This window comes from Candidatus Pelagibacter communis, assembly GCF_001180205.1.
In the GTDB taxonomy this organism is placed as follows: Bacteria; Pseudomonadota; Alphaproteobacteria; order Pelagibacterales; family Pelagibacteraceae; genus Pelagibacter; species Pelagibacter ubique_O.
The window spans coordinates 1-17,789 of sequence record NZ_CVSU01000110.1 but is presented as its reverse complement, the minus strand read 5'-3'; the positions used below and the strand labels follow the sequence as shown (position 1 = coordinate 17,789).

21 protein-coding genes and 2 tRNA genes are annotated in these 17,789 nt (G+C 28.9%); 11 read left to right on the top strand and 12 right to left on the bottom strand.

Going from position 1 to position 17,789, the window contains the following annotated elements:
- Positions 1-14: 14 nt before the first annotated feature.
- Genes nadE through AMO08_RS04950 form a run of 6 tightly spaced genes read left to right on the top strand, consistent with a single transcriptional unit; the run spans position 15 to position 5,755 of the window.
- The gene (nadE, locus tag AMO08_RS04975) at positions 15-752 is read left to right on the top strand and encodes an NAD(+) synthase (protein ID WP_075485798.1); all 738 of its coding nucleotides are present in this window, start codon (positions 15-17) and stop codon (positions 750-752) included.
- Positions 753-797: 45 nt separating this feature from the next.
- Positions 798-2,147 carry a cysteine--tRNA ligase gene (gene cysS, locus AMO08_RS04970; protein ID WP_075485796.1) on the top strand — a complete coding sequence of 450 codons (1,350 nt, stop codon included), beginning with the start codon at positions 798-800 and terminating at the stop codon, positions 2,145-2,147.
- Positions 2,144-3,745 (top strand): citramalate synthase, encoded by a 1,602-nt coding sequence (gene cimA / locus AMO08_RS04965; RefSeq protein WP_075485794.1) that lies wholly within the window; start codon positions 2,144-2,146, stop codon positions 3,743-3,745. Before cysS ends, cimA begins: the two co-directional genes overlap by 4 nt.
- Before the next feature lie 19 nt (positions 3,746-3,764).
- A complete protein-coding gene (locus AMO08_RS04960) occupies positions 3,765-4,478 on the top strand; it encodes an RNA methyltransferase (protein WP_075485792.1) in 714 nt (237 codons plus the stop codon).
- A 40-nt stretch (positions 4,479-4,518) separates the two neighbouring features.
- A complete protein-coding gene (gene rpsD / locus AMO08_RS04955) occupies positions 4,519-5,136 on the top strand; it encodes a 30S ribosomal protein S4 (protein WP_075485790.1) in 618 nt (205 codons plus the stop codon).
- Between the two features lie 4 nt (positions 5,137-5,140).
- A complete protein-coding gene (locus AMO08_RS04950) occupies positions 5,141-5,755 on the top strand; it encodes a class I SAM-dependent methyltransferase (RefSeq protein WP_179850754.1) in 615 nt (204 codons plus the stop codon).
- Between the two features lie 12 nt (positions 5,756-5,767).
- On the opposite strand, the gene grxD is transcribed toward AMO08_RS04950, so the two are convergent.
- The 9 genes from grxD to sfsA are packed head-to-tail and all read right to left on the bottom strand — an operon-like array spanning position 5,768 to position 12,989.
- On the bottom strand, positions 5,768-6,100 hold the full coding sequence (gene grxD, locus AMO08_RS04945; RefSeq protein ID WP_075485786.1) for a Grx4 family monothiol glutaredoxin: 333 nt from the start codon (positions 6,098-6,100) through the stop codon (positions 5,768-5,770).
- A 1-nt stretch (position 6,101) separates the two neighbouring features.
- The gene (locus AMO08_RS04940) at positions 6,102-6,332 is read right to left on the bottom strand and encodes a BolA/IbaG family iron-sulfur metabolism protein (RefSeq protein WP_075485784.1); all 231 of its coding nucleotides are present in this window, start codon (positions 6,330-6,332) and stop codon (positions 6,102-6,104) included.
- Entirely contained in the window at positions 6,332-8,524 is a 2,193-nt protein-coding gene (gene purL, locus AMO08_RS04935) for a phosphoribosylformylglycinamidine synthase subunit PurL (RefSeq protein WP_075485782.1), read from the bottom strand. Before purL ends, AMO08_RS04940 begins: the two co-directional genes overlap by 1 nt.
- Positions 8,521-9,204 (bottom strand): phosphoribosylformylglycinamidine synthase I, encoded by a 684-nt coding sequence (purQ, locus tag AMO08_RS04930; RefSeq protein WP_075485780.1) that lies wholly within the window; start codon positions 9,202-9,204, stop codon positions 8,521-8,523. The genes purL and purQ overlap by 4 nt, the downstream gene beginning before the upstream one ends.
- Before the next feature lie 3 nt (positions 9,205-9,207).
- A complete protein-coding gene (gene purS, locus AMO08_RS04925; protein WP_023855120.1) occupies positions 9,208-9,450 on the bottom strand; it encodes a phosphoribosylformylglycinamidine synthase subunit PurS in 243 nt (80 codons plus the stop codon).
- Positions 9,447-10,232, bottom strand: coding sequence for a phosphoribosylaminoimidazolesuccinocarboxamide synthase (purC, locus tag AMO08_RS04920; RefSeq protein ID WP_075485778.1), 786 nt, complete (start codon positions 10,230-10,232; stop codon positions 9,447-9,449). Before purC ends, purS begins: the two co-directional genes overlap by 4 nt.
- Positions 10,232-11,524, bottom strand: a complete 1,293-nt coding sequence (gene purB, locus AMO08_RS04915; RefSeq protein WP_075485776.1) for an adenylosuccinate lyase — start codon at positions 11,522-11,524, stop codon at positions 10,232-10,234. Before purB ends, purC begins: the two co-directional genes overlap by 1 nt.
- 3 nt (positions 11,525-11,527) lie before the next feature.
- Positions 11,528-12,298: a type I methionyl aminopeptidase gene (gene map, locus AMO08_RS04910; RefSeq protein ID WP_075485774.1), complete on the bottom strand. Its 771-nt coding sequence runs from the start codon at positions 12,296-12,298 to the stop codon at positions 11,528-11,530.
- Positions 12,291-12,989 (bottom strand): DNA/RNA nuclease SfsA, encoded by a 699-nt coding sequence (gene sfsA, locus AMO08_RS04905; protein WP_075485772.1) that lies wholly within the window; start codon positions 12,987-12,989, stop codon positions 12,291-12,293. Before sfsA ends, map begins: the two co-directional genes overlap by 8 nt.
- 20 nt (positions 12,990-13,009) lie before the next feature.
- Here sfsA and AMO08_RS04900 point away from each other — a divergent pair, with 20 nt between their 5' ends.
- Complete coding sequence (locus AMO08_RS04900) at positions 13,010-13,759, top strand: competence/damage-inducible protein A (RefSeq protein WP_075485770.1); 750 nt, start codon at positions 13,010-13,012, stop codon at positions 13,757-13,759.
- Positions 13,759-14,160: a gamma-glutamylcyclotransferase family protein gene (locus AMO08_RS04895; protein WP_075485768.1), complete on the top strand. Its 402-nt coding sequence runs from the start codon at positions 13,759-13,761 to the stop codon at positions 14,158-14,160. Before AMO08_RS04900 ends, AMO08_RS04895 begins: the two co-directional genes overlap by 1 nt.
- 6 nt (positions 14,161-14,166) lie before the next feature.
- Here the strand turns inward: AMO08_RS04895 and AMO08_RS04890 are convergent, their stop codons facing one another.
- Both AMO08_RS04890 and AMO08_RS04885 read right to left on the bottom strand, forming a co-directional pair.
- Complete coding sequence (locus AMO08_RS04890; protein ID WP_075485766.1) at positions 14,167-15,387, bottom strand: glycosyltransferase family protein; 1,221 nt, start codon at positions 15,385-15,387, stop codon at positions 14,167-14,169.
- Positions 15,388-15,398: 11 nt separating this feature from the next.
- Positions 15,399-16,202 (bottom strand): HAD-IIB family hydrolase, encoded by an 804-nt coding sequence (locus tag AMO08_RS04885; protein WP_075485765.1) that lies wholly within the window; start codon positions 16,200-16,202, stop codon positions 15,399-15,401.
- A 98-nt stretch (positions 16,203-16,300) separates the two neighbouring features.
- Here AMO08_RS04885 and AMO08_RS04880 point away from each other — a divergent pair.
- From AMO08_RS04880 to AMO08_RS05820, 3 genes are all read left to right on the top strand, one after another.
- Positions 16,301-16,386: transfer RNA gene (locus AMO08_RS04880), tRNA-Leu, on the top strand.
- A 4-nt stretch (positions 16,387-16,390) separates the two neighbouring features.
- Entirely contained in the window at positions 16,391-17,161 is a 771-nt protein-coding gene (locus AMO08_RS04875; protein ID WP_075485763.1) for an NAD kinase, read from the top strand.
- Between the two features lie 3 nt (positions 17,162-17,164).
- Positions 17,165-17,302 (top strand): hypothetical protein, encoded by a 138-nt coding sequence (locus AMO08_RS05820; RefSeq protein WP_179850753.1) that lies wholly within the window; start codon positions 17,165-17,167, stop codon positions 17,300-17,302.
- A gap of 259 nt (positions 17,303-17,561) precedes the next feature.
- On the opposite strand, the gene AMO08_RS04870 is transcribed toward AMO08_RS05820, so the two are convergent.
- A tRNA-Thr gene (locus AMO08_RS04870) sits at positions 17,562-17,637 on the bottom strand.
- Positions 17,638-17,789 lie beyond the last annotated feature (152 nt).

Here is a 17,789-nt window from a genome sequence, read left to right as displayed (position 1 = left end):
TATATTAACAAACCATGAACTCTTCAGAAAAAGTAAAATTTATATCAAATTGGATAAAAGAATATGTGGATAAAATGCCCTCAAAAGCAGAGTCATTAGTTATAGGAATTTCTGGAGGTATAGACTCATCTGTATCAAGTACACTTAGTGCTATGACAGGTTTAAAAACTATTGTTTTATCTATGCCTATTAAACAAAAATCTCATCAACATGATTTAAGTCTAAAGCATCAGGAGTGGTTACTAAAAAATTTCAAAAATGTTGAAGCACATACAATTAATCTTGACGAGTTATTTTTAGCATTTAATGCAAGCTTATCAAAATTTGATAGTGAACATGGAATGGCTAATTCAAGAGCTAGATTAAGGATGACTACTCTTTATCAAGTAGCAGCAGCAAATAAAGGAATTGTTGTAGGAACTGGTAACAAAGTTGAGGATTTTGGTGTTGGATTTTATACGAAGTATGGAGATGGTGGAGTAGATATTTCACCTATAGCTGATTGTAACAAAACTCAGGTTTGGGAATTAGGAAAAGAGCTAGGAATTTTACAAGAGATTATCGATGCTCCTCCAACTGATGGTTTATGGGACGACGGTAGAACCGATGAAGGTCAACTTGGTTTAAAATATAATGAATTAGAAGAAGCTATGGAGAATCCAAATTCTCCGAATCGTGCAAAATACGAAATTATTAGAAAACAAAATATGCATAAAATGGAGCCAATTCCCGTATGCATAATTCCAAATTAATCAAATAGATTCACAAATCTATAATTTAAGTATATTCCTCAATTAATGAGTAAAGATATTTTTTTAACAAATAATTTAACAAATAAAAAAGAAAAATTTGTACCATTAAATGATCATGATATTAGAATGTATGTGTGTGGACCAACTGTATACGATGATCCACATATAGGAAACGCAAGACCAATAGTTATATTTGATATCCTTTATAAGATTTTTAAAAAAAATTATCAAAAAGTAACCTATGTAAGAAATATCACTGATGTCGATGATAAAATTATAAATTTTTCTAAAGAAAATAATATTTCTATTTCAGAATTAACCAAAAAAGTAACTAAAAGTTTTAGCGAAGATTGTAATTATCTAAATTGTGAATTACCAACACATGAACCCAAAGCTACTGAACATATCAACTTGATGATTCAGATGATTTCTGAATTAATAAAAAAAGGGTATGCATATGAAATTAATAATCATGTTTATTTTGAAGTTAAAAAATTTAAAGATTATGGAAAACTATCAAACAAAAAATTAGAAGAATTAATAGCTGGATCAAGAATTGAGGTTAGTGAGAATAAAAAAAATTCTGAAGATTTTGTTTTATGGAAACCATCCAAAAGTGATGAACCTTATTGGGAGTCTCCATGGGGAAAGGGTCGACCAGGTTGGCATTTAGAATGTTCAGCAATGTCAAAAAAATACTTGGGTAAAGAGTTTGATGTTCATGGGGGTGGTATTGACTTGTTATTCCCACATCATGAGAATGAAATAGCACAATCTAGATGTGCTAATGGTACTAAAGTTTTTGCTAATTATTGGTTGCATAATGCTTTTATTACTATGTCTAATGAAAAAATGGCAAAATCTCAGGGTAATATTTTAAAGATAAAAGATTTTAGAAGTAAAATTAGTGGACAAGTTTTAAGATTAGCTCTTATTAGTGCTCACTACAAACAACCATTAGACTGGAATGATAAATTATTGGAGGATTGTAAAAATACAATTGATAAATGGTACAATGTTTTTTTACCTTCAAATAAAGAATTAGATAATGAAATTATTAAACCCCTGTATGATGATATTAATACACCAGGTTATATTGCAAATTTGCACAAACTTTATGATAAAGCCAGTAAAGGAAGTGATGAAGATAAAAAAATATTCAATTCAGCTTGTAATTTTATAGGTCTGCTTCAAGAAACAAAAGAAGAGTGGTTAAAGTATAAAAAAGATAAAGCAGATATATCAGAGGCAGAAATTGAAAATAAGATAGAACTTAGAAATAAAGCTAGATCAAATAAAAAATATAAAGAAGCTGATGATATTCGAGATTATCTTTTAGACAAAGGTGTTTTAATAGAAGATAAAGATGGTAAAACGATTTGGAAATTCAAATGAATAAGGAAAAACTATATATTTTTGACACTACATTAAGAGATGGTGCTCAAACTCAGGGTGTTGATTTTTCAATTGATGATAAAGAAAAAATATCAAATTCATTAGAGACCCTAGGTGTAGATTATATTGAAGGTGGGTGGCCAGGAGCTAATCCAACCGATACTGAATTTTTCAATAAAGACCATGGTTTTAAAAATGCAAAACTTACAGCTTTTGGCATGACTAAAAAGTCAGAGCATAGTGCTGAAAATGATCCAATGTTAGCATCATTGATAAATTCAAAAAGTACATCGGTTTGTCTATTTGGAAAATCTTGGGATTTTCAAGTGAGCGTGGCACTTGGGATTACTAATGAGGAAAATTTAGAAAATATTCGTGAAAGCGCAAAACATATAGTTGAATCAGGTAAAGAATTTATGTTTGATGCGGAGCATTTTTTTGATGGATACAAATCTAATCCTGACTATGCATTAAAATGTTTAAAAGCTGCATATGACCAAGGGGCTAGGTGGATTATTTTATGTGACACTAATGGTGGTACCCTTCCTCATGAAGTTAGTGAAATTGTATCTGAAGTGATCAAGCATATACCAGGAGAAAATTTAGGTATTCACGCTCATAATGACACAGAAAATGCTGTAGCAAACAGTTTGGCAGCAGTTCAAGCAGGTGTTAGACAAATCCAAGGAACTATTAATGGACTAGGGGAGAGATGTGGTAATGCAAATTTGATGTCTTTAATTCCGTCATTATTTTTAAAAAAAAATTTTAGTGAGAAATTTGAATTAAATATTAAAAGAGAAAATCTAAAAAATTTAACCCAGTGTTCTAGATTATTGGATGAACTTTTAAACAGAAAACCTAATAAACATTTACCTTATGTTGGGGCTTCAGCGTTTTCACATAAAGGAGGCATGCATGTTTCTGCGGTTCAAAAGGATCCAAAAACTTATGAACATATTGATCCAGAAGAAGTGGGAAATTCAAGAAATATTGTGGTATCAGATCAAGCTGGACAATCAAATATAATGTCTAGATTAAAATCAATTGGTATTCAAATTGAAAAAAATGATCCAAAAATTAAAAAACTCTTAGCAGAAGTTAAGGATAGAGAATTTATTGGATATAGTTATGATGGTGCAGATGCTTCTTTTGAATTATTAGCCAGAAGATTAATGGGCGATATACCAAGGTATATTTCAATTAATGAATATGATGTTTCAGTTAAAAAAGACAGCACAGGCGAAATCGTTTCACACGCCAAAGCACACTTAGAAGTTGATGGTCAAAAAATATTATGCGAAGGAATGGGGAATGGACCTGTAAATGCACTCGATAATGCTATTAGAAAAAATGTAAATAAACTTGCAAAATATTCTGATTATTTAAAAGACTTAAGGTTAGTTGACTATAAAGTGAGAATCTTAAATACAGGCACAGAAGCGGTGACAAGAGTTTCAATTGAAAGTACAGACTCTAATGGTGTTAACTGGTTCACTATAGGTGTTTCTCCGAATATAATTGATGCATCATTTAAAGCATTAGTAGATAGCTTGGATTATAAATTGTTTAAAGATAAGGCCCCAGCTAGTCTATAATTTAAATTTATCATTAATAATGTTAACAAGTAATATTACCTTTATTCTACATAAGCCTCAACTTTCAGAAAATATTGGATCATGCGCTAGAGGTATGAAAAATTTTAATTTTAATAAACTTATTGTTGTTAATCCTAAACCAATATTTCCAAATGATAAAATCTTAGCAACCTCTGTAGGAGCAAAAAATGTAATAAATAACTCAAAGAATTATGAAAATATTGAAAAAGCTCTTAAGAATATTGACATTGTTATTGCTACATCTGCAAGATTTAGAAATAAAAATATTAAACATATCCAACTAGAGGATTTAAAAAAAATTAATTATAAAAAAAAAGTAGCTTTCTTATTTGGATCAGAGGCATCTGGTTTATCAAATAACGAAATAAGCTATGCAAATTACACACTTCAAATTCCAACAAATCCTGACTTTAAATCTTTAAATTTATCTCACAGCTTAATAATAGTTGCGCACTATGTATCAAATATAATTAATTCAAAAAAATTCCCTTTTAAGAAATCAGATAAAGTTAAATCAGCTTCTAAAAAAGAGATAGTTGCTATGGCAAACCTTTGTATCAAGAATCTTGATGATATTGATTTCTTTAAAACAAAAGAAAAGAAACCAATAATGCTAGAAAACTTAAGGAATATTTTTTACAGGATGGAATTATCAGCTAAAGAAACACGTATTTTATCTGGTGTATTTGCTAGTTTAGGTAAAAAACGTTGATTGACAAAATTAAGAGTAAGTTTATAAAGCCCACTATCAGATGACAAAAAGATTAAACTCTAAACATAAAGTAGATAGAAGATTAAAAGTAAACCTTTGGGGTAGACCTAAAAGTCCTTTTAATAAAAGAGCTTATGGGCCAGGTCAACATGGACAAACTAAAACATCAAAGCCCTCTGACTATGGTATTCAGCTTCAAGCAAAACAAAAGCTAAAAGCTTATTATGGAAATATTAACGAAAGACAATTTAGAAATATTTATAAAAAAGCTGTAATGCTTAAAGGTGATACAGGTGAAAACTTAATAGGACTATTAGAAAGAAGGTTGGATGCAGTTATTTATAGAGCTAAATTTGCTACTACAATTTTTTCAGCTAGACAATTAATTAACCATGGTCATGTGAGAGTAAATGGCAAAAAAGTAAATATTGGTAGTTATTTAATTAAAGAAGAAGATACTATTGAGATTAGAGATAAGTCAAAACAACTTGCAATAATAGATATTGCATTAGCAAACAAAGAAAGAGAAACACCTGAATATATTCAAATGGATGAAAAAAATAAAAAACTTAAATTTGTTAGGATTCCAAAATTTGAAGAAGTTCCTTATCCAATAGTTATGGAACCAAACCTAGTAATTGAATATTATTCAAGATAACCTCTTGATTAAAAGATCCTCAAAAAAATATATTAATAAACTCTTAGACGATAATCCAAACTGGAAAGTGTTAGATATTGGTTGTGGATATGGTGCACATAAAAAGGCTTCAGTTGTTTGTGATGTGCAAGATTTATCTAAATTTTATGAGGATAAAACATTTATTAAACTCGAAACTGAAATTTTACCGTTTAAAGATAAAGAGTTTGATTTTGTAATTGCTTCACATGTTCTCGAACATGTTAAAGATATAGATATATTTATAAAAGAATTGGAGAGAGTTTCTTCAAAAGGTTATATTGAAGTACCCACCAAACTTGAGGATAATTTAGTTTTTGAAAATAAAAAAGACCATATCTGGCATATGGAGTTTGATGATATAAATTATGAATTAATTATTTCAAAAAAGGTTCAATATTTTGAACCTATTTTAACAGTTTCTACTATAAAAAAATTGTCAGAAATTTTTAAACAAAGCTTGGTTTTAGAACTTTATTGGGAAAACCAGATAAAATATAAAAAAAATGTAGAAAGTAAAATAACTCAAAAATTTTCTAGACTTTATTTGTTAAGAAAATTTATCTCAAAAAACTTAAGGACTTTTTTTAGAAAAAATTAATAAGGAAAATTATTAAGATTTGTGTTTAATATTTTTTTCAACCAACAGTTTTTTTAATTCACCACTTTCATACATTTCTTTAACTATATCGCATCCACCTATAAACTCATTTTTAATATATAATTGTGGAATAGTTGGCCAATCACTAAAAACTTTTATACCTTCTCTTAAATTTTGATTTTCCAAAACATTTATACCTTTAAAATTTACTTCAAGGATTTTTAAAATATTGGATGTAGCCATTGAAAATCCACATTGTGGTGCATCTGGCGTTCCTTTCATAAATAAACAAACTTCGTTGTTTTCAATTTCATTTTTAATTAAATCATTTGTTTGTTGATCCATTTTAACTCTCCTTTGTTTTAATTGCTAAAGCATGTAATTCATTGCCCATTCTACCTTTTAATGAGTTGTAAACCATTTTATGTTGCTCAATTTTACTTTTTCCAGAAAATTCTGAAGAGGTAACTGTTGCTGAATAATGATTTCCGTCTCCTGCTAAATCTTGGATTTCAACAATTGCATCTGGCATTGCCTCTTTTATAAAGTTCTCAATTTCTTTTAAATCCATTGCCATTATTTACTCATATATTTCTTTAGCCAACTTTTATCCGTGGTTGATAATTCGTCAATTGTAACTTTTGTCTTATCGTTAATATATAGTTCATTTTCACTAATTGTACCAAGTTCATCAAAATGGACTGCATTTTTATTCAGTATATCAGCTACATTTTTAAAATCTTTTTTATTAATTTCTATAATATATCTACCTTGATCTTCAGCGAATAAGTATTCAATCTCATTTATTAGAAACTTAGGTTTTTTAATATTTATTCCTTTTTTTCCTTTAATACACATTTTTGCAACCGCAGTAATTATGCCACCTAAAGAAACATCGTGTGCGCTTTTTATTAAATTATTAGCAATCAATTTAAGCAATGTTTCTCCATTATTTTTTTCATTAAATAAATTTACTTCTGGTGGTGGTCCATTTTTTTCATCTAAAATAGTTCTTGCAAATAAACTTTGATCAATATGTCCCTCAGTTTTTCCAATGACCAAAACTAAATTATTAACTTCTTTGAATTCCATAGTAATCATATTCTTATAATCTTTAATTAATCCAACTCCACCAATTGAAGGTGTAGGTTTTATACCTTGGTCTTTTGTCTGATTATAGAAAGATACATTTCCAGAAACCACTGGGAATTTTAAATAATCGCTTGCTTCACCAATTCCTTGAACACATTCAACAAATTCACCCATATTTTCTTCATTTTCAGGACTACCAAAATTTAAACAATTAGTTATAGCAATTGGTTTTGCCCCTACCGATATAAGATTTCTAAAACTTTCACATACAACTTGTTTTCCACCAGTTAAAGGATGCGCCCAACAATAAACTGCAGAAGAATCTACAGAAGCAGCAACAGCTTTATCCGTTCCATGAACTCTTACTACACCTGCATCTCCACCAGGTTTTTGTATTGTATCACCCATTACAGTATGATCATATTGTTGCCAAATCCATTCTTTGCTGCATACATTTGGATTTGCTAAAATTTTCTTTAGAACATCAATAATTTTTAATTGTTTAATGTCTTCTTTTTTAATTTTATTCTTTTTTGGAAGTTTTGCCTTTTTCCATTTACGATCATACATTGGAGAGTTTTCAACTAAGATATTAACTGGAATGTCAGCAACTTTTTCTTTATCATAATAAAGTTCTATTTTTTTTGTCTTAGTGGTTTTTCCAATTATAGCAAAATCAAGATTCCATTTATCGAATATTTTTTTTGCTTGTTCTTCCTTACCGTTTTCTAAAACAATCAACATTCTTTCTTGGCTCTCAGAGAGCATTATTTCATAAGGTGTCATCTTGGCTTCTCTGCAAGGTACTTTGTTTAAATTAATTTCTATTCCAAGGTTTCCTTTTGATGCCATTTCAATACTTGAGGAAGTTAATCCGGCAGCACCCATGTCTTGAATGGCTATAATCGAGTTTCCTGTCATAAGCTCTAAGCAAGCTTCAAGCAAAAGTTTTTCAGTAAACGGATCTCCAACTTGAACTGTAGGTTTCTTTTCCTCAATTTTTTCATCAAAACTAGCTGAAGCCATGCTTGCACCATGTATTCCATCTCTTCCGGTTTTAGATCCAACATAAATAACTGGTTTATTTAAACCTGCGGCCCTAGAATAAAAAATCTTATCTTTTTTAACCAATCCTAATGTCATAGCGTTTACTAAAATATTTCCATTATAGGAGCTATCAAAACTTGTTTGGCCAGCGATCGTAGGAACACCCATACAATTACCATAACCACCTATGCCATGAACAACACCTCTTAATAAATTTTTAGTTTTTTTATGTTGTGGTGACCCAAAATGTATTGAATTCAAGTTAGCTATCGGCCTTGCACCCATTGTAAATACATCTCTCATTATTCCACCAACACCAGTTGCAGCTCCTTGATAAGGTTCAATAAATGAAGGGTGATTGTGACTTTCAATTTTAAAAACTATTGCATCATTATCTTCAATATCGATAACGCCAGCATTTTCACCTGGACCTTGAATAACTTTCTTTCCTTTAGTAGGTAGCTTTTTTAAATGTAATCTTGATGATTTATAAGAACAATGCTCATTCCACATTGCAGAAAAAATTCCTAGTTCTGTAATATTAGGAGTTCTTTTTAATTGCTCACAAATTTTAGCGTATTCATCTTTTTTTAAACCATGATCAATTGCTACTTGTTCGTTTACAATCATTTTAAGTTGTTTATTAAGTTTTTAAAAAATAATGATCCATCTTCACCAGATAAAGATGTATCAATCATTCTTTCAGGATGAGGCATCATTCCTAGAACATTTTTTTCTTTATTAAAGATACCAGCAATATTTTTTATGGATCCATTAGGATTAAATTGATCTTCTATTTTTCCATTTTCATCACAATAATTAATAGCTATTTGATTATTATCCTCAATTTGTTTTAATTGATCTTGAGTACAGAAATAATTTCCTTCATTATGTGCTATGTGTAATTCTAAAACCTCGTTATTAACATTTTTAAAATATTTGTTTTTTTTGTCGTTAATTTTTACAAAAACATTTTTACAAATAAATTCTAGATATTTGTTTCTAAGCAAAACACCTGGAACTAAACCAGTTTCTACCAGTATTTGAAATCCATTACAGATACCCATAACCATACCACCAGAATTCGCAAAATTAATTACAGACTGCATTATTTTCGATTTAGAGGCCATACTTCCACATCTTAGGTAATCACCATAAGAAAAACCACCAGGCAATACAACCAAATCACTTTTTGGCAATTCAGCATCAGCATGCCAAACCATTTTATTTTTAAATCCAAATTTTTTTAGAGCAACATCCATGTCTCTGTCGCAATTTGAACCTGGAAAAGTAATAACTGATGATTTCATTAATTACTTTGGATCAATAATTTTATAATTTTCAATTACAAGATTTGCCAAAAGTTTTTTGCACATTTCTTCAACTTTTGCTTTTGCTTTATCGTTATCGGTTTCTTTAGTGTCTATTTCAAAATATTTACCTTGTCTAACTTCATTAACATCATCAAAACCCATTCCATCAAGAGTTTGATGAATGACTTTTCCTTGTGGATCAAGCACATCTTTTTTTAGAGTGATGATTACAGAAATTTTCATTTTTTCTTTCTTTTAACTGAAGATAATTTAGTTACATTTACTGCTGAAACATTAGATTGTTCATGGAGTATACCCAATCTTTTAGCAACCTCAGTATAGGCCGGGATTAGATCACCTAGATCTTTTCTAAATCGATCTTTGTCTAATTTTTTTTCTGTAATACTGTCCCACAATCTGCATGTATCAGGACTTATTTCATCAGCTAAAATAATTTCATTTTTTCCATCAATTTTAATTCTTCCAAATTCTAATTTAAAATCGATAAGTTTAATTCCAACACCTCTAAACATCCCAATCATAAAATCATTAATTCTTAAAATAGTTTTTTTAACTTTATCTATTTCTGATTTTGACGCCCAATCAAATGCTAAAATATGTTCTTCAGATATCAAGGGATCACCAAGTTTGTCATCTTTTAAGCAATATTCAATTAAAGGTTCTTTCAAAACAGTACCATCCTCAATACCTAATCTTTTAGTTATCGAGCCTGTTGCAACATTTCTCACAATAAATTCTATCGGAATTATTTCTACAAGTTTTATAATTTGCTCACGCATATTTAATCTTTTAATTAAATGATTTTTAATTCCTATTTGAGAGAGGTTTGAGAGTATATGTTCTGATATTCTATTATTTAGAACACCTTTACCTTCAATGGTAGTTTTTTTTTGATTATTAAATGCTGTTGCATCATCTTTAAAATATTGAATAACTAAGTTTTTATCATTTGTTGCATAAATGATTTTAGCTTTTCCTTCGTATAATTTTTTACCTTTTTTCATTATTTAAAAACTCTTCTAAAGATTAAATTTACATTTTTAAAGTGTTTAGAATAATTAAATATAGACTTTAGTTTTTTTTGTGAAATTTTATTCATTATAAATTTATCAGATGAAATAACGTCAATTAAGTTTAAATTCTCTGCAAAACATTTTTTTGCATAATTTTGAACCATTTTGTACGATTTTTCTCTGCTCAATCCTGTTTTAGTTAATTCCAACATAACTTCTTGAGAAAAGATTAAACCTTTTGTTAAATTTAAATTTTCTAGCATTTTTTTTGGATAAATAATCATATTATCTAAAATATTTGTAAGTCTAACTAATGCAAAATCAGTTGTTATATTAGCATCTGGACCAATATTTCTTTCAACACTAGAATGAGAAATATCCCTCTCGTGCCAAAGAGCTATGTTTTCAAGTGCTGGCACAACTGAACTTCTAATCATTCTAGCTAAACCAGTAAGATTCTCACTTAATATGGGATTTTTTTTATGAGGCATTGCAGAGGATCCTTTTTGATTTTTAGAGAAATATTCTTGTATTTCATAAACCTCAGTTCTTTGTAAGTGTCTTATTTCAACTGCCACTCTCTCTATTGAACCTGCAATAATTCCTAAAACAGAAAAATAAAATGCATGTCTATCTCTTGGAATTACTTGCGTGGAAATTGGTTCAACTTTTAAACCTAATTTTTTTGCCACATGTTTTTCAACATTTGGGTTAATGTTAGCAAATGTTCCAACAGCACCAGATATTGCACAAGTTGATACTTCATCAATAGCATACTTAAGTCTTTTTCTGTTTCTTTTAAACTCCTCATAAAAGGAAGCCAATTTTAATCCAAAAGTAATTGGTTCTGCATGGATACCATGACTTCTTCCCATACAAGGAGTAAATTTATACTTTTTGGCCTGTTTTTTTAAAACTTTTAAAATTTGATCTATATCTTTTAAAATAATTTTACCTGATTGGACTAATTGAATATTAAAACTAGTATCTAAAATATCCGATGATGTCATTCCTTGATGTAGGTACCGTGCTTTAATTCCGGCTTTTTCAGTGACAGAAGTAAGAAATGCTATTACATCGTGTTTTACCTCAGATTCAATTTTGTGAATTCTGCCTACATTAATCCTTGTTTTTTTTCTCACAACAGAGGCAACTCCTTTTGGAATCTGACCAAGTTTTTCCATTGCCTCAGCAGCTGCAATCTCAACATCCAACCAGATTTTGTATTTATGTTCTTCCGACCAAATATCAGTTAATTCTTTTCGCGAGTATCTTTTAATCATTAATTATAAGTATGGAGGCTTTAAATAACCTTTAGCAGATTCTGTAAAGATTTCATAACCATTTTCAGTAATTCCTAGCGTGTGTTCAAATTGTGCAGATAAAGATTTGTCTTTTGTAACCGCTGTCCACCCATCATTCAACATTTTAACATCATAATTACCTGAATTAATCATTGGTTCTATAGTAAATGTCATTCCAGGTCTAAGTTCCATGCCAGTATTTTTATTTCCATAATGAAGAATATTTGGTGGTTCATGAAAAGTTGTACTAATTCCGTGACCACAAAAATCTCTTACGACTGAAAATCCTTTGTCTTCTACATAAGATTGAATTTCATAACCAATATCTCCTAATTTAATTCCAGGTTTTAAAATTTTAATTGCTCTCATCATAGATTCGTAAGTAGCTTCTATAAGATTGTTTAATTTTACTGGCGTTTTTCCAATACAAAACATCCTGCTTGTATCACCATAATGTTCATCAACAATTGCTGTTACATCTACATTTACAGCGTCACCTTCTTGTAAAATTCTATCAGAGGGTATTCCATGACACACAACATGATTTAAAGATGTGCATAACGATTTTGTAAAGCCTCTATAATATAGTGGCGCAGAGTAGCCTCCATTATCTCTTATAAATTCATAACCTAGTTTATCGATATGATCAGTGGATACACCTTCTTTGATATTCTCAGTTAACATGTCCAAAGTTCTTGCAGCTAAATTTCCTGCAATTCTCATTTTTTCAAACTTTTCTTTATAATCAATCATCTATAATTTTTAATTTTTTATCTATAAAAATTTTTTTAGAACTTATATCGCATCTATATGCTAAAAAATTAACACCAGCCTTTTTAGCTTTTAAATAGTTCTTATAATATTGTTCATCTATGTCTTTAGCTATTTTAAAATATTTCATATTTTGAATTTGAACTAAAAATATTAAGTATGTTTTATAACTTTTTTTTATGGCATCAATAAGGGTTAATAAATGCTTAATTCCTCTTGCTGTTGGTGCATCTGGAAATTCAGCAGTATCCTTATTTCTAAATAAAGTAACATTTTTAACCTCAACAAACATTTTTTGACCTTTTCTTTGTAACAAAAAATCAAATCTTGTTTCCTTATTAAAAAAAACCTCAGGTTTAATAATTTCATTATTCTTGAGTTCATTTACTAGATTGTTTTTGAGACCATGCTCAACTATTCTATTTGCCATATGAGTGTTCACTCCAACTAAATTTTTTCTAGATTTAATAATTTCCAATCCATATTTTAGTTTTCTTCTTGGATCGTTATTAGGAAGCAAATAAACTTCATTGCCTTCATCTAGTAAACCTTTCATTGATCCTGTGTTAGGACAGTGAGCTGTGACAATTTCTTTACCTAGCTGCACATCAGTAAAAAACCTTTTATAACGTTTGATTAATTTGCCTTTTATTAAAGACTTGGTAAATTCCATTATTAAATTATATATTTCATATGAATAAAAAAGTAAAAGTTAATGCTTCAATTTTAATAATAGGTAATGAAATTTTATCTGGAAGAACCCAAGATACGAATACATCTACTTTAGCTAACTGGCTAAATTCAATTGGTGTTAATGTTGGTGAAGTTAGAGTAATACCTGATGTTGAAGATATTATTGTTGATACTTTAAATTTACTTAGATCTAAATATGATTACGTATTTACAACCGGTGGTATTGGTCCAACACATGATGATATTACAGCTAAGTCAGTATCAAAGGCTTTTGGAATAAAATATGAAGTTCATAAAGAAGCTTTTAAAATTTTAGAAGCTTATTATCAACCAGGTGAATTTAATGATGGAAGACAAAAAATGGCCTGGATGCCAGAGAATGCAAATTTAATTATAAATCCAACGAGTGGCGCACCAGGTTTTAATGTTGAAAATGTTTTTTCATTGCCAGGAGTTCCATCCATTTTGAAATCAATGTTGGGTGGTTTGACTAACAGGATAGTAGGAGGGAAGCCAATCAAAAGTCTTACTATAAGCTTAAGAACTGTTGAAAGTGAAATAGCAAATTCATTAACAAAAGTTCAAAACAATAATATAGATGTAGAAATTGGAAGCTATCCTTTCTTCCATGCAGGTAAATTAGGTGTATCAATTGTGATTAGATCAGAAGATCAGAATAAAATAGATGATTGTAATTCTCAAATTTTAAAATTTGTTAATGAAAAAAAAATTGAGGTAGTAGATAGATAATGCTGTATTTTGCTTATGGAAGTAATCTTCATCATTTTCAAATGAAACGTAGATGCAAAGACAGTATTTTTTTAAAAAAAATAAATTTAAAAGATTTTAAATTAACCTTTAGAAGTAAATATAGAGCTGCAGATATAGAGACAAAAAAAAATTCAATTGTACCAGGTGCTTTATTTGAAATTTCTAAAAGTGATGAAAAAAAATTAGATGTGTATGAAGATTTTCCAATACTATATAAAAAACATTATTTTTATTATTATGGAAAGAAAGTGATGACTTATACAATGGTTAAAAAATCTCCATTCAAATTTCCAACTGAAAGATATTTAAATGTTGTAAAAAAAGGATATCGAGATTGTAAACTTGATAAAAGATTTTTACATAAAGCACTAAGAACATAAATAAAACTAAAGATAATATTTATTATCTTCATTAACAGCTTTTTCTAATCTTAATAAAAAATCTGGGATAGCGCTTTTAACTCTGCTCCATGTTGGTATAAATGGAGCATCCATGGGGTTTAAATAAAAGTCTTCGCCAGCTTTAATTATATTTTTTGAAAATAATTCAACTGCTTTTTCTTCAGAATGTGAATCAAATTTCAAACCATTCATTTCAGCATCACCTCGATAAGCGTCAATTAAATCAAGTGCTGACCTATAGTATGTTGCTTTAAGTGATCTTAATTCTTCTCTACTAAACGAGTGACCTTGAGTAGCAAGCTTTTTGATAAAGGTTTTAATTATATCAATTGACATTCTTGATAAACCTTTATTTTCATCATCAATAGATAAATCCTGATGTTTGTGATCATAAGTATCTGCTAAATCAACCTGACAGATATTTTGTGGAGAAAAGTTTCTTTGCATTTCTGACAATATTCCAATTTCTATTCCCCAGTCTGATGAAATTCTTAATTCTGGAAGAATATTTCTTCTAAAAGAAAATTCCCCAGCTAGTGGGTATTTAAATGATTTCATAAAATCCAAATATTCACTTTTGCCTATTGTTTTTTCTAAAGCATTTAACATCGGAAACACTAACAGTCTGGCTACTCTTCCATTCATTTTGTTATCTGCAACCCGGGGATAGTAACCTTTGCAAAATTCAAAATTAAATAAAGGATTAACCACTGGGTAAAATAACTTTGCTAGCATTCTTCGATCGTATGTTTTTATATCGCAATCATGTAAAGCAACTGATCTTGCACTATTTCTTGCTATTGACATCCCAATACAATACCAAACGTTTCTTCCTTTACCTTTTTCATTTGGTGCTAATGCTTTTTTTTTTAATTCTTTATCTAATTTTTTCAAATTTGGACCATCATTCCAAAGTATTGTGAAAGGGGTTTCTAATTTTTCAAAAAATGACCATGCTTTCCTAGCCTGTTTTTCATTAGCTTGATCTAATCCTATGATTATATGATGAAGATAGTTAGTTTGAGCAATTTCAGAAACAATTTTTGGTAATGCTTCTCCATTTAACTCGCTATAAAGACATGGCAAGATAAGTTCCATTTTCCTCTCTTTTGAAAAACTTAAAAGCTCTTTCTCTATTTGTCTTGTTGACTTTGTTCCAAAGTCATGAAGTGTAGATATAATTCCATTTTGTGTAAATTCGCTCATACAGTTTTTTATTAATTTTTATTTATTTTAACTAGAGCCATTTTAATCACATCTGCCCAGCCCTCAGGTGATGGCTTGTTAGTTGTAATTAAGTTATTTATAGGAATTTCATCTAAAATGAATTTATCATTAAATACTAAGCAAGGAAAATCACTTGTTTTCAACATATCTAAGTCATTGTGATTATCTCCTACTGCCACTGTTTTTACATTTTGATGATATCTTCTATAAAATCTTACAAATACTCGAAGAGCTTTGGCTTTATTTACTTTATCAGTTAAATTAATTACCCTGCCACCTTCTTGCAAAGATAGACCGTCTTTTTTTATTATTTTTGATAATTGATTTTTTTCATTTTTAGTTCCATTAAATATAAAAGGAATAGTATACTTACGATCTAAAGCCATTTTAAGTTTTTTATCACATAAACCAAAAATTAAACTTTGGTTTGTATTATTCATTTCAGACAACCATTTGCATTTGTTTTGCAGGTTTAATGGAACTATATTTTTAAAAATATTAAAAATATCATCTTTTTCTCTACTAAGAATTAATTCTTTAGGTAAATCTGGATTTAATAAGTCTAAGCCATTAATAGCTGCTCCATTTTCAGAAATAAAAGGTAAATTTGATCCTAACTCGTAATTAAATTGTAAAATTTCTTTCTCAGTTTTACTAGTATTAGGTATTATAAAAATACCTTTTGATATTAGTTGTTTCAAATAGTCTTTTATTTCATCAAATTTAAACGTATCTCTATGAAGCAGAGAACCGTCTAGGTCAGTAAATATCAAAATTTTGATTGCTTTTTCCATTAATTGATATTTATAAAATATTCTAATAAATAACAATTTTACTAATTAGACTTGTTCAATTATAAATATTAGCATAAACACTCATGAAAATAACTCATGCCCTCGTGGTGAAATTGGTAGACACAAAGGACTTAAAATCCTTGCCGCTTGCGGAGTGCCAGTTCGAGTCTGGCCGAGGGCACCACTAAATGAGTAAACCTCAAATCATCTCAGATAAAAATAAAAAATCATCAAGTATTAAAAATTTATTATTAAAAAAAATAAAATTAAATGATTTTAAAAAAGAAAATCTCATAATAGTTATTGGAGGCGATGGTTTTATGCTTCAAACATTAAAAAAAAATAAAAATTCTAACAAAAATTTTTATGGGATTAATTCTGGAAATTATGGTTTCCTAATGAATAAATTTTCCTCAAAAGATATTTTAAAAAACTTGTCAAAAGCAAATGTAGTTTCAATTTCTCCATTAGAAATGATTGTCAAAAATAAAAATAATCAAACTAAGAGATCTATAGCAATAAATGAGGTATCTGTATTAAGACAAAGTAGGCAAGCTGCTACAATATCTATTAAACAAGGTTCAAAACAAATAATCAAAAAATTAGTTTCTGACGGAGTATTAGTATCAACACCAGCAGGTAGTACGGCTTACAATCTTTCTGTTCATGGACCTATTTTGAGTCTTCACTCAAAAAAATTATCAATATCTCCTATAAGTGCTTTTAGACCACGACGATGGAAGGGTAAAATTGTTAATGATAAAACGAAAATTGTAATAAAAAATTTAAATCCATCAAAAAGACCCATAAGTGCAGTAGCAGATAATCTAGAAGTAAGAAATGCTAAATCAATTACAGTTAAAACTAATAATAAAATAAAGTTTAATCTTCTTTATGATAAAAACAGAGGTCTACAGAAAAAGATTAAAATTGAACAAATAAGAAGAGAAACTAGTTAGTATATGAAAAAAATTAATCCAGTTATATTAGTAGTAATTATATTAGTTGCAGGCTTTTGTGCATTTAAAATTATGTCATTTCTTGGTTGTTATGTTCGAATTGAAAATGTTGACGAGTGTTGGAAATTAACTGCATGGTAGATCAAATGAAAAAAATTTAAGGAATTGCTGATCAGAGTTTATGACACTTGAGATTATTATAATTTTATTAACTATCATCCTTACAGTTTATTTTTTATTTAGACCCACCTCTAAAAAAGAAAAAGAGCGGTTTGAAGATAAAGACAACTGGAGAGGCGGTTTTTAAAATGAAAAAACTTTAATCTGATGATAGTTTGATAATGCTTATTGTCATAAATTAATTTTTATAAAAATTATTTTGATAAATTGTTAAGTGAAGTGGTGCCCCCGCACGGATTCGAACCGCGGACCTATTGATTACAAATCAATTGCTCTACCAGCTGAGCTACAAGGGCATGCGCAATAATTATTAACTATTTGTTAAATAATCAACTCTTTTTTTTTATATAACTAAGGTGATGAAACACAATTGCTGCACTATTTGATATATTTAAATTTTTTATTACAATTTTCGTTTTATCATTAACAATTTTACCCTTCCATCGTC

Coding starts and splice junctions, on each gene's coding strand:
- cimA (WP_075485794.1), top strand. CDS start 2,144: ATGAATAAGGAAAAACTATATATTTTTGACACTACATTAAGAGATGGT.
- purL (WP_075485782.1), bottom strand. CDS start 8,524: ATGATTGTAAACGAACAAGTAGCAATTGATCATGGTTTAAAAAAAGAT.
- purQ (WP_075485780.1), bottom strand. CDS start 9,204: ATGAAATCATCAGTTATTACTTTTCCAGGTTCAAATTGCGACAGAGAC.
- AMO08_RS04900 (WP_075485770.1), top strand. CDS start 13,010: ATGAATAAAAAAGTAAAAGTTAATGCTTCAATTTTAATAATAGGTAAT.
- AMO08_RS04885 (WP_075485765.1), bottom strand. CDS start 16,202: ATGGAAAAAGCAATCAAAATTTTGATATTTACTGACCTAGACGGTTCT.
- AMO08_RS04895 (WP_075485768.1), top strand. CDS start 13,759: ATGCTGTATTTTGCTTATGGAAGTAATCTTCATCATTTTCAAATGAAA.
- purC (WP_075485778.1), bottom strand. CDS start 10,232: ATGAAAAAAGGTAAAAAATTATACGAAGGAAAAGCTAAAATCATTTAT.
- AMO08_RS04940 (WP_075485784.1), bottom strand. CDS start 6,332: ATGGCAATGGATTTAAAAGAAATTGAGAACTTTATAAAAGAGGCAATG.
- sfsA (WP_075485772.1), bottom strand. CDS start 12,989: ATGGAATTTACCAAGTCTTTAATAAAAGGCAAATTAATCAAACGTTAT.
- AMO08_RS05820 (WP_179850753.1), top strand. CDS start 17,165: ATGAAAAAAATTAATCCAGTTATATTAGTAGTAATTATATTAGTTGCA.
- purB (WP_075485776.1), bottom strand. CDS start 11,524: ATGATTAAAAGATACTCGCGAAAAGAATTAACTGATATTTGGTCGGAA.
- AMO08_RS04875 (WP_075485763.1), top strand. CDS start 16,391: ATGAGTAAACCTCAAATCATCTCAGATAAAAATAAAAAATCATCAAGT.
- rpsD (WP_075485790.1), top strand. CDS start 4,519: ATGACAAAAAGATTAAACTCTAAACATAAAGTAGATAGAAGATTAAAA.
- nadE (WP_075485798.1), top strand. CDS start 15: ATGAACTCTTCAGAAAAAGTAAAATTTATATCAAATTGGATAAAAGAA.
- AMO08_RS04960 (WP_075485792.1), top strand. CDS start 3,765: ATGTTAACAAGTAATATTACCTTTATTCTACATAAGCCTCAACTTTCA.
- cysS (WP_075485796.1), top strand. CDS start 798: ATGAGTAAAGATATTTTTTTAACAAATAATTTAACAAATAAAAAAGAA.
- purS (WP_023855120.1), bottom strand. CDS start 9,450: ATGAAAATTTCTGTAATCATCACTCTAAAAAAAGATGTGCTTGATCCA.
- AMO08_RS04890 (WP_075485766.1), bottom strand. CDS start 15,387: ATGAGCGAATTTACACAAAATGGAATTATATCTACACTTCATGACTTT.
- grxD (WP_075485786.1), bottom strand. CDS start 6,100: ATGGATCAACAAACAAATGATTTAATTAAAAATGAAATTGAAAACAAC.
- map (WP_075485774.1), bottom strand. CDS start 12,298: ATGATTGATTATAAAGAAAAGTTTGAAAAAATGAGAATTGCAGGAAAT.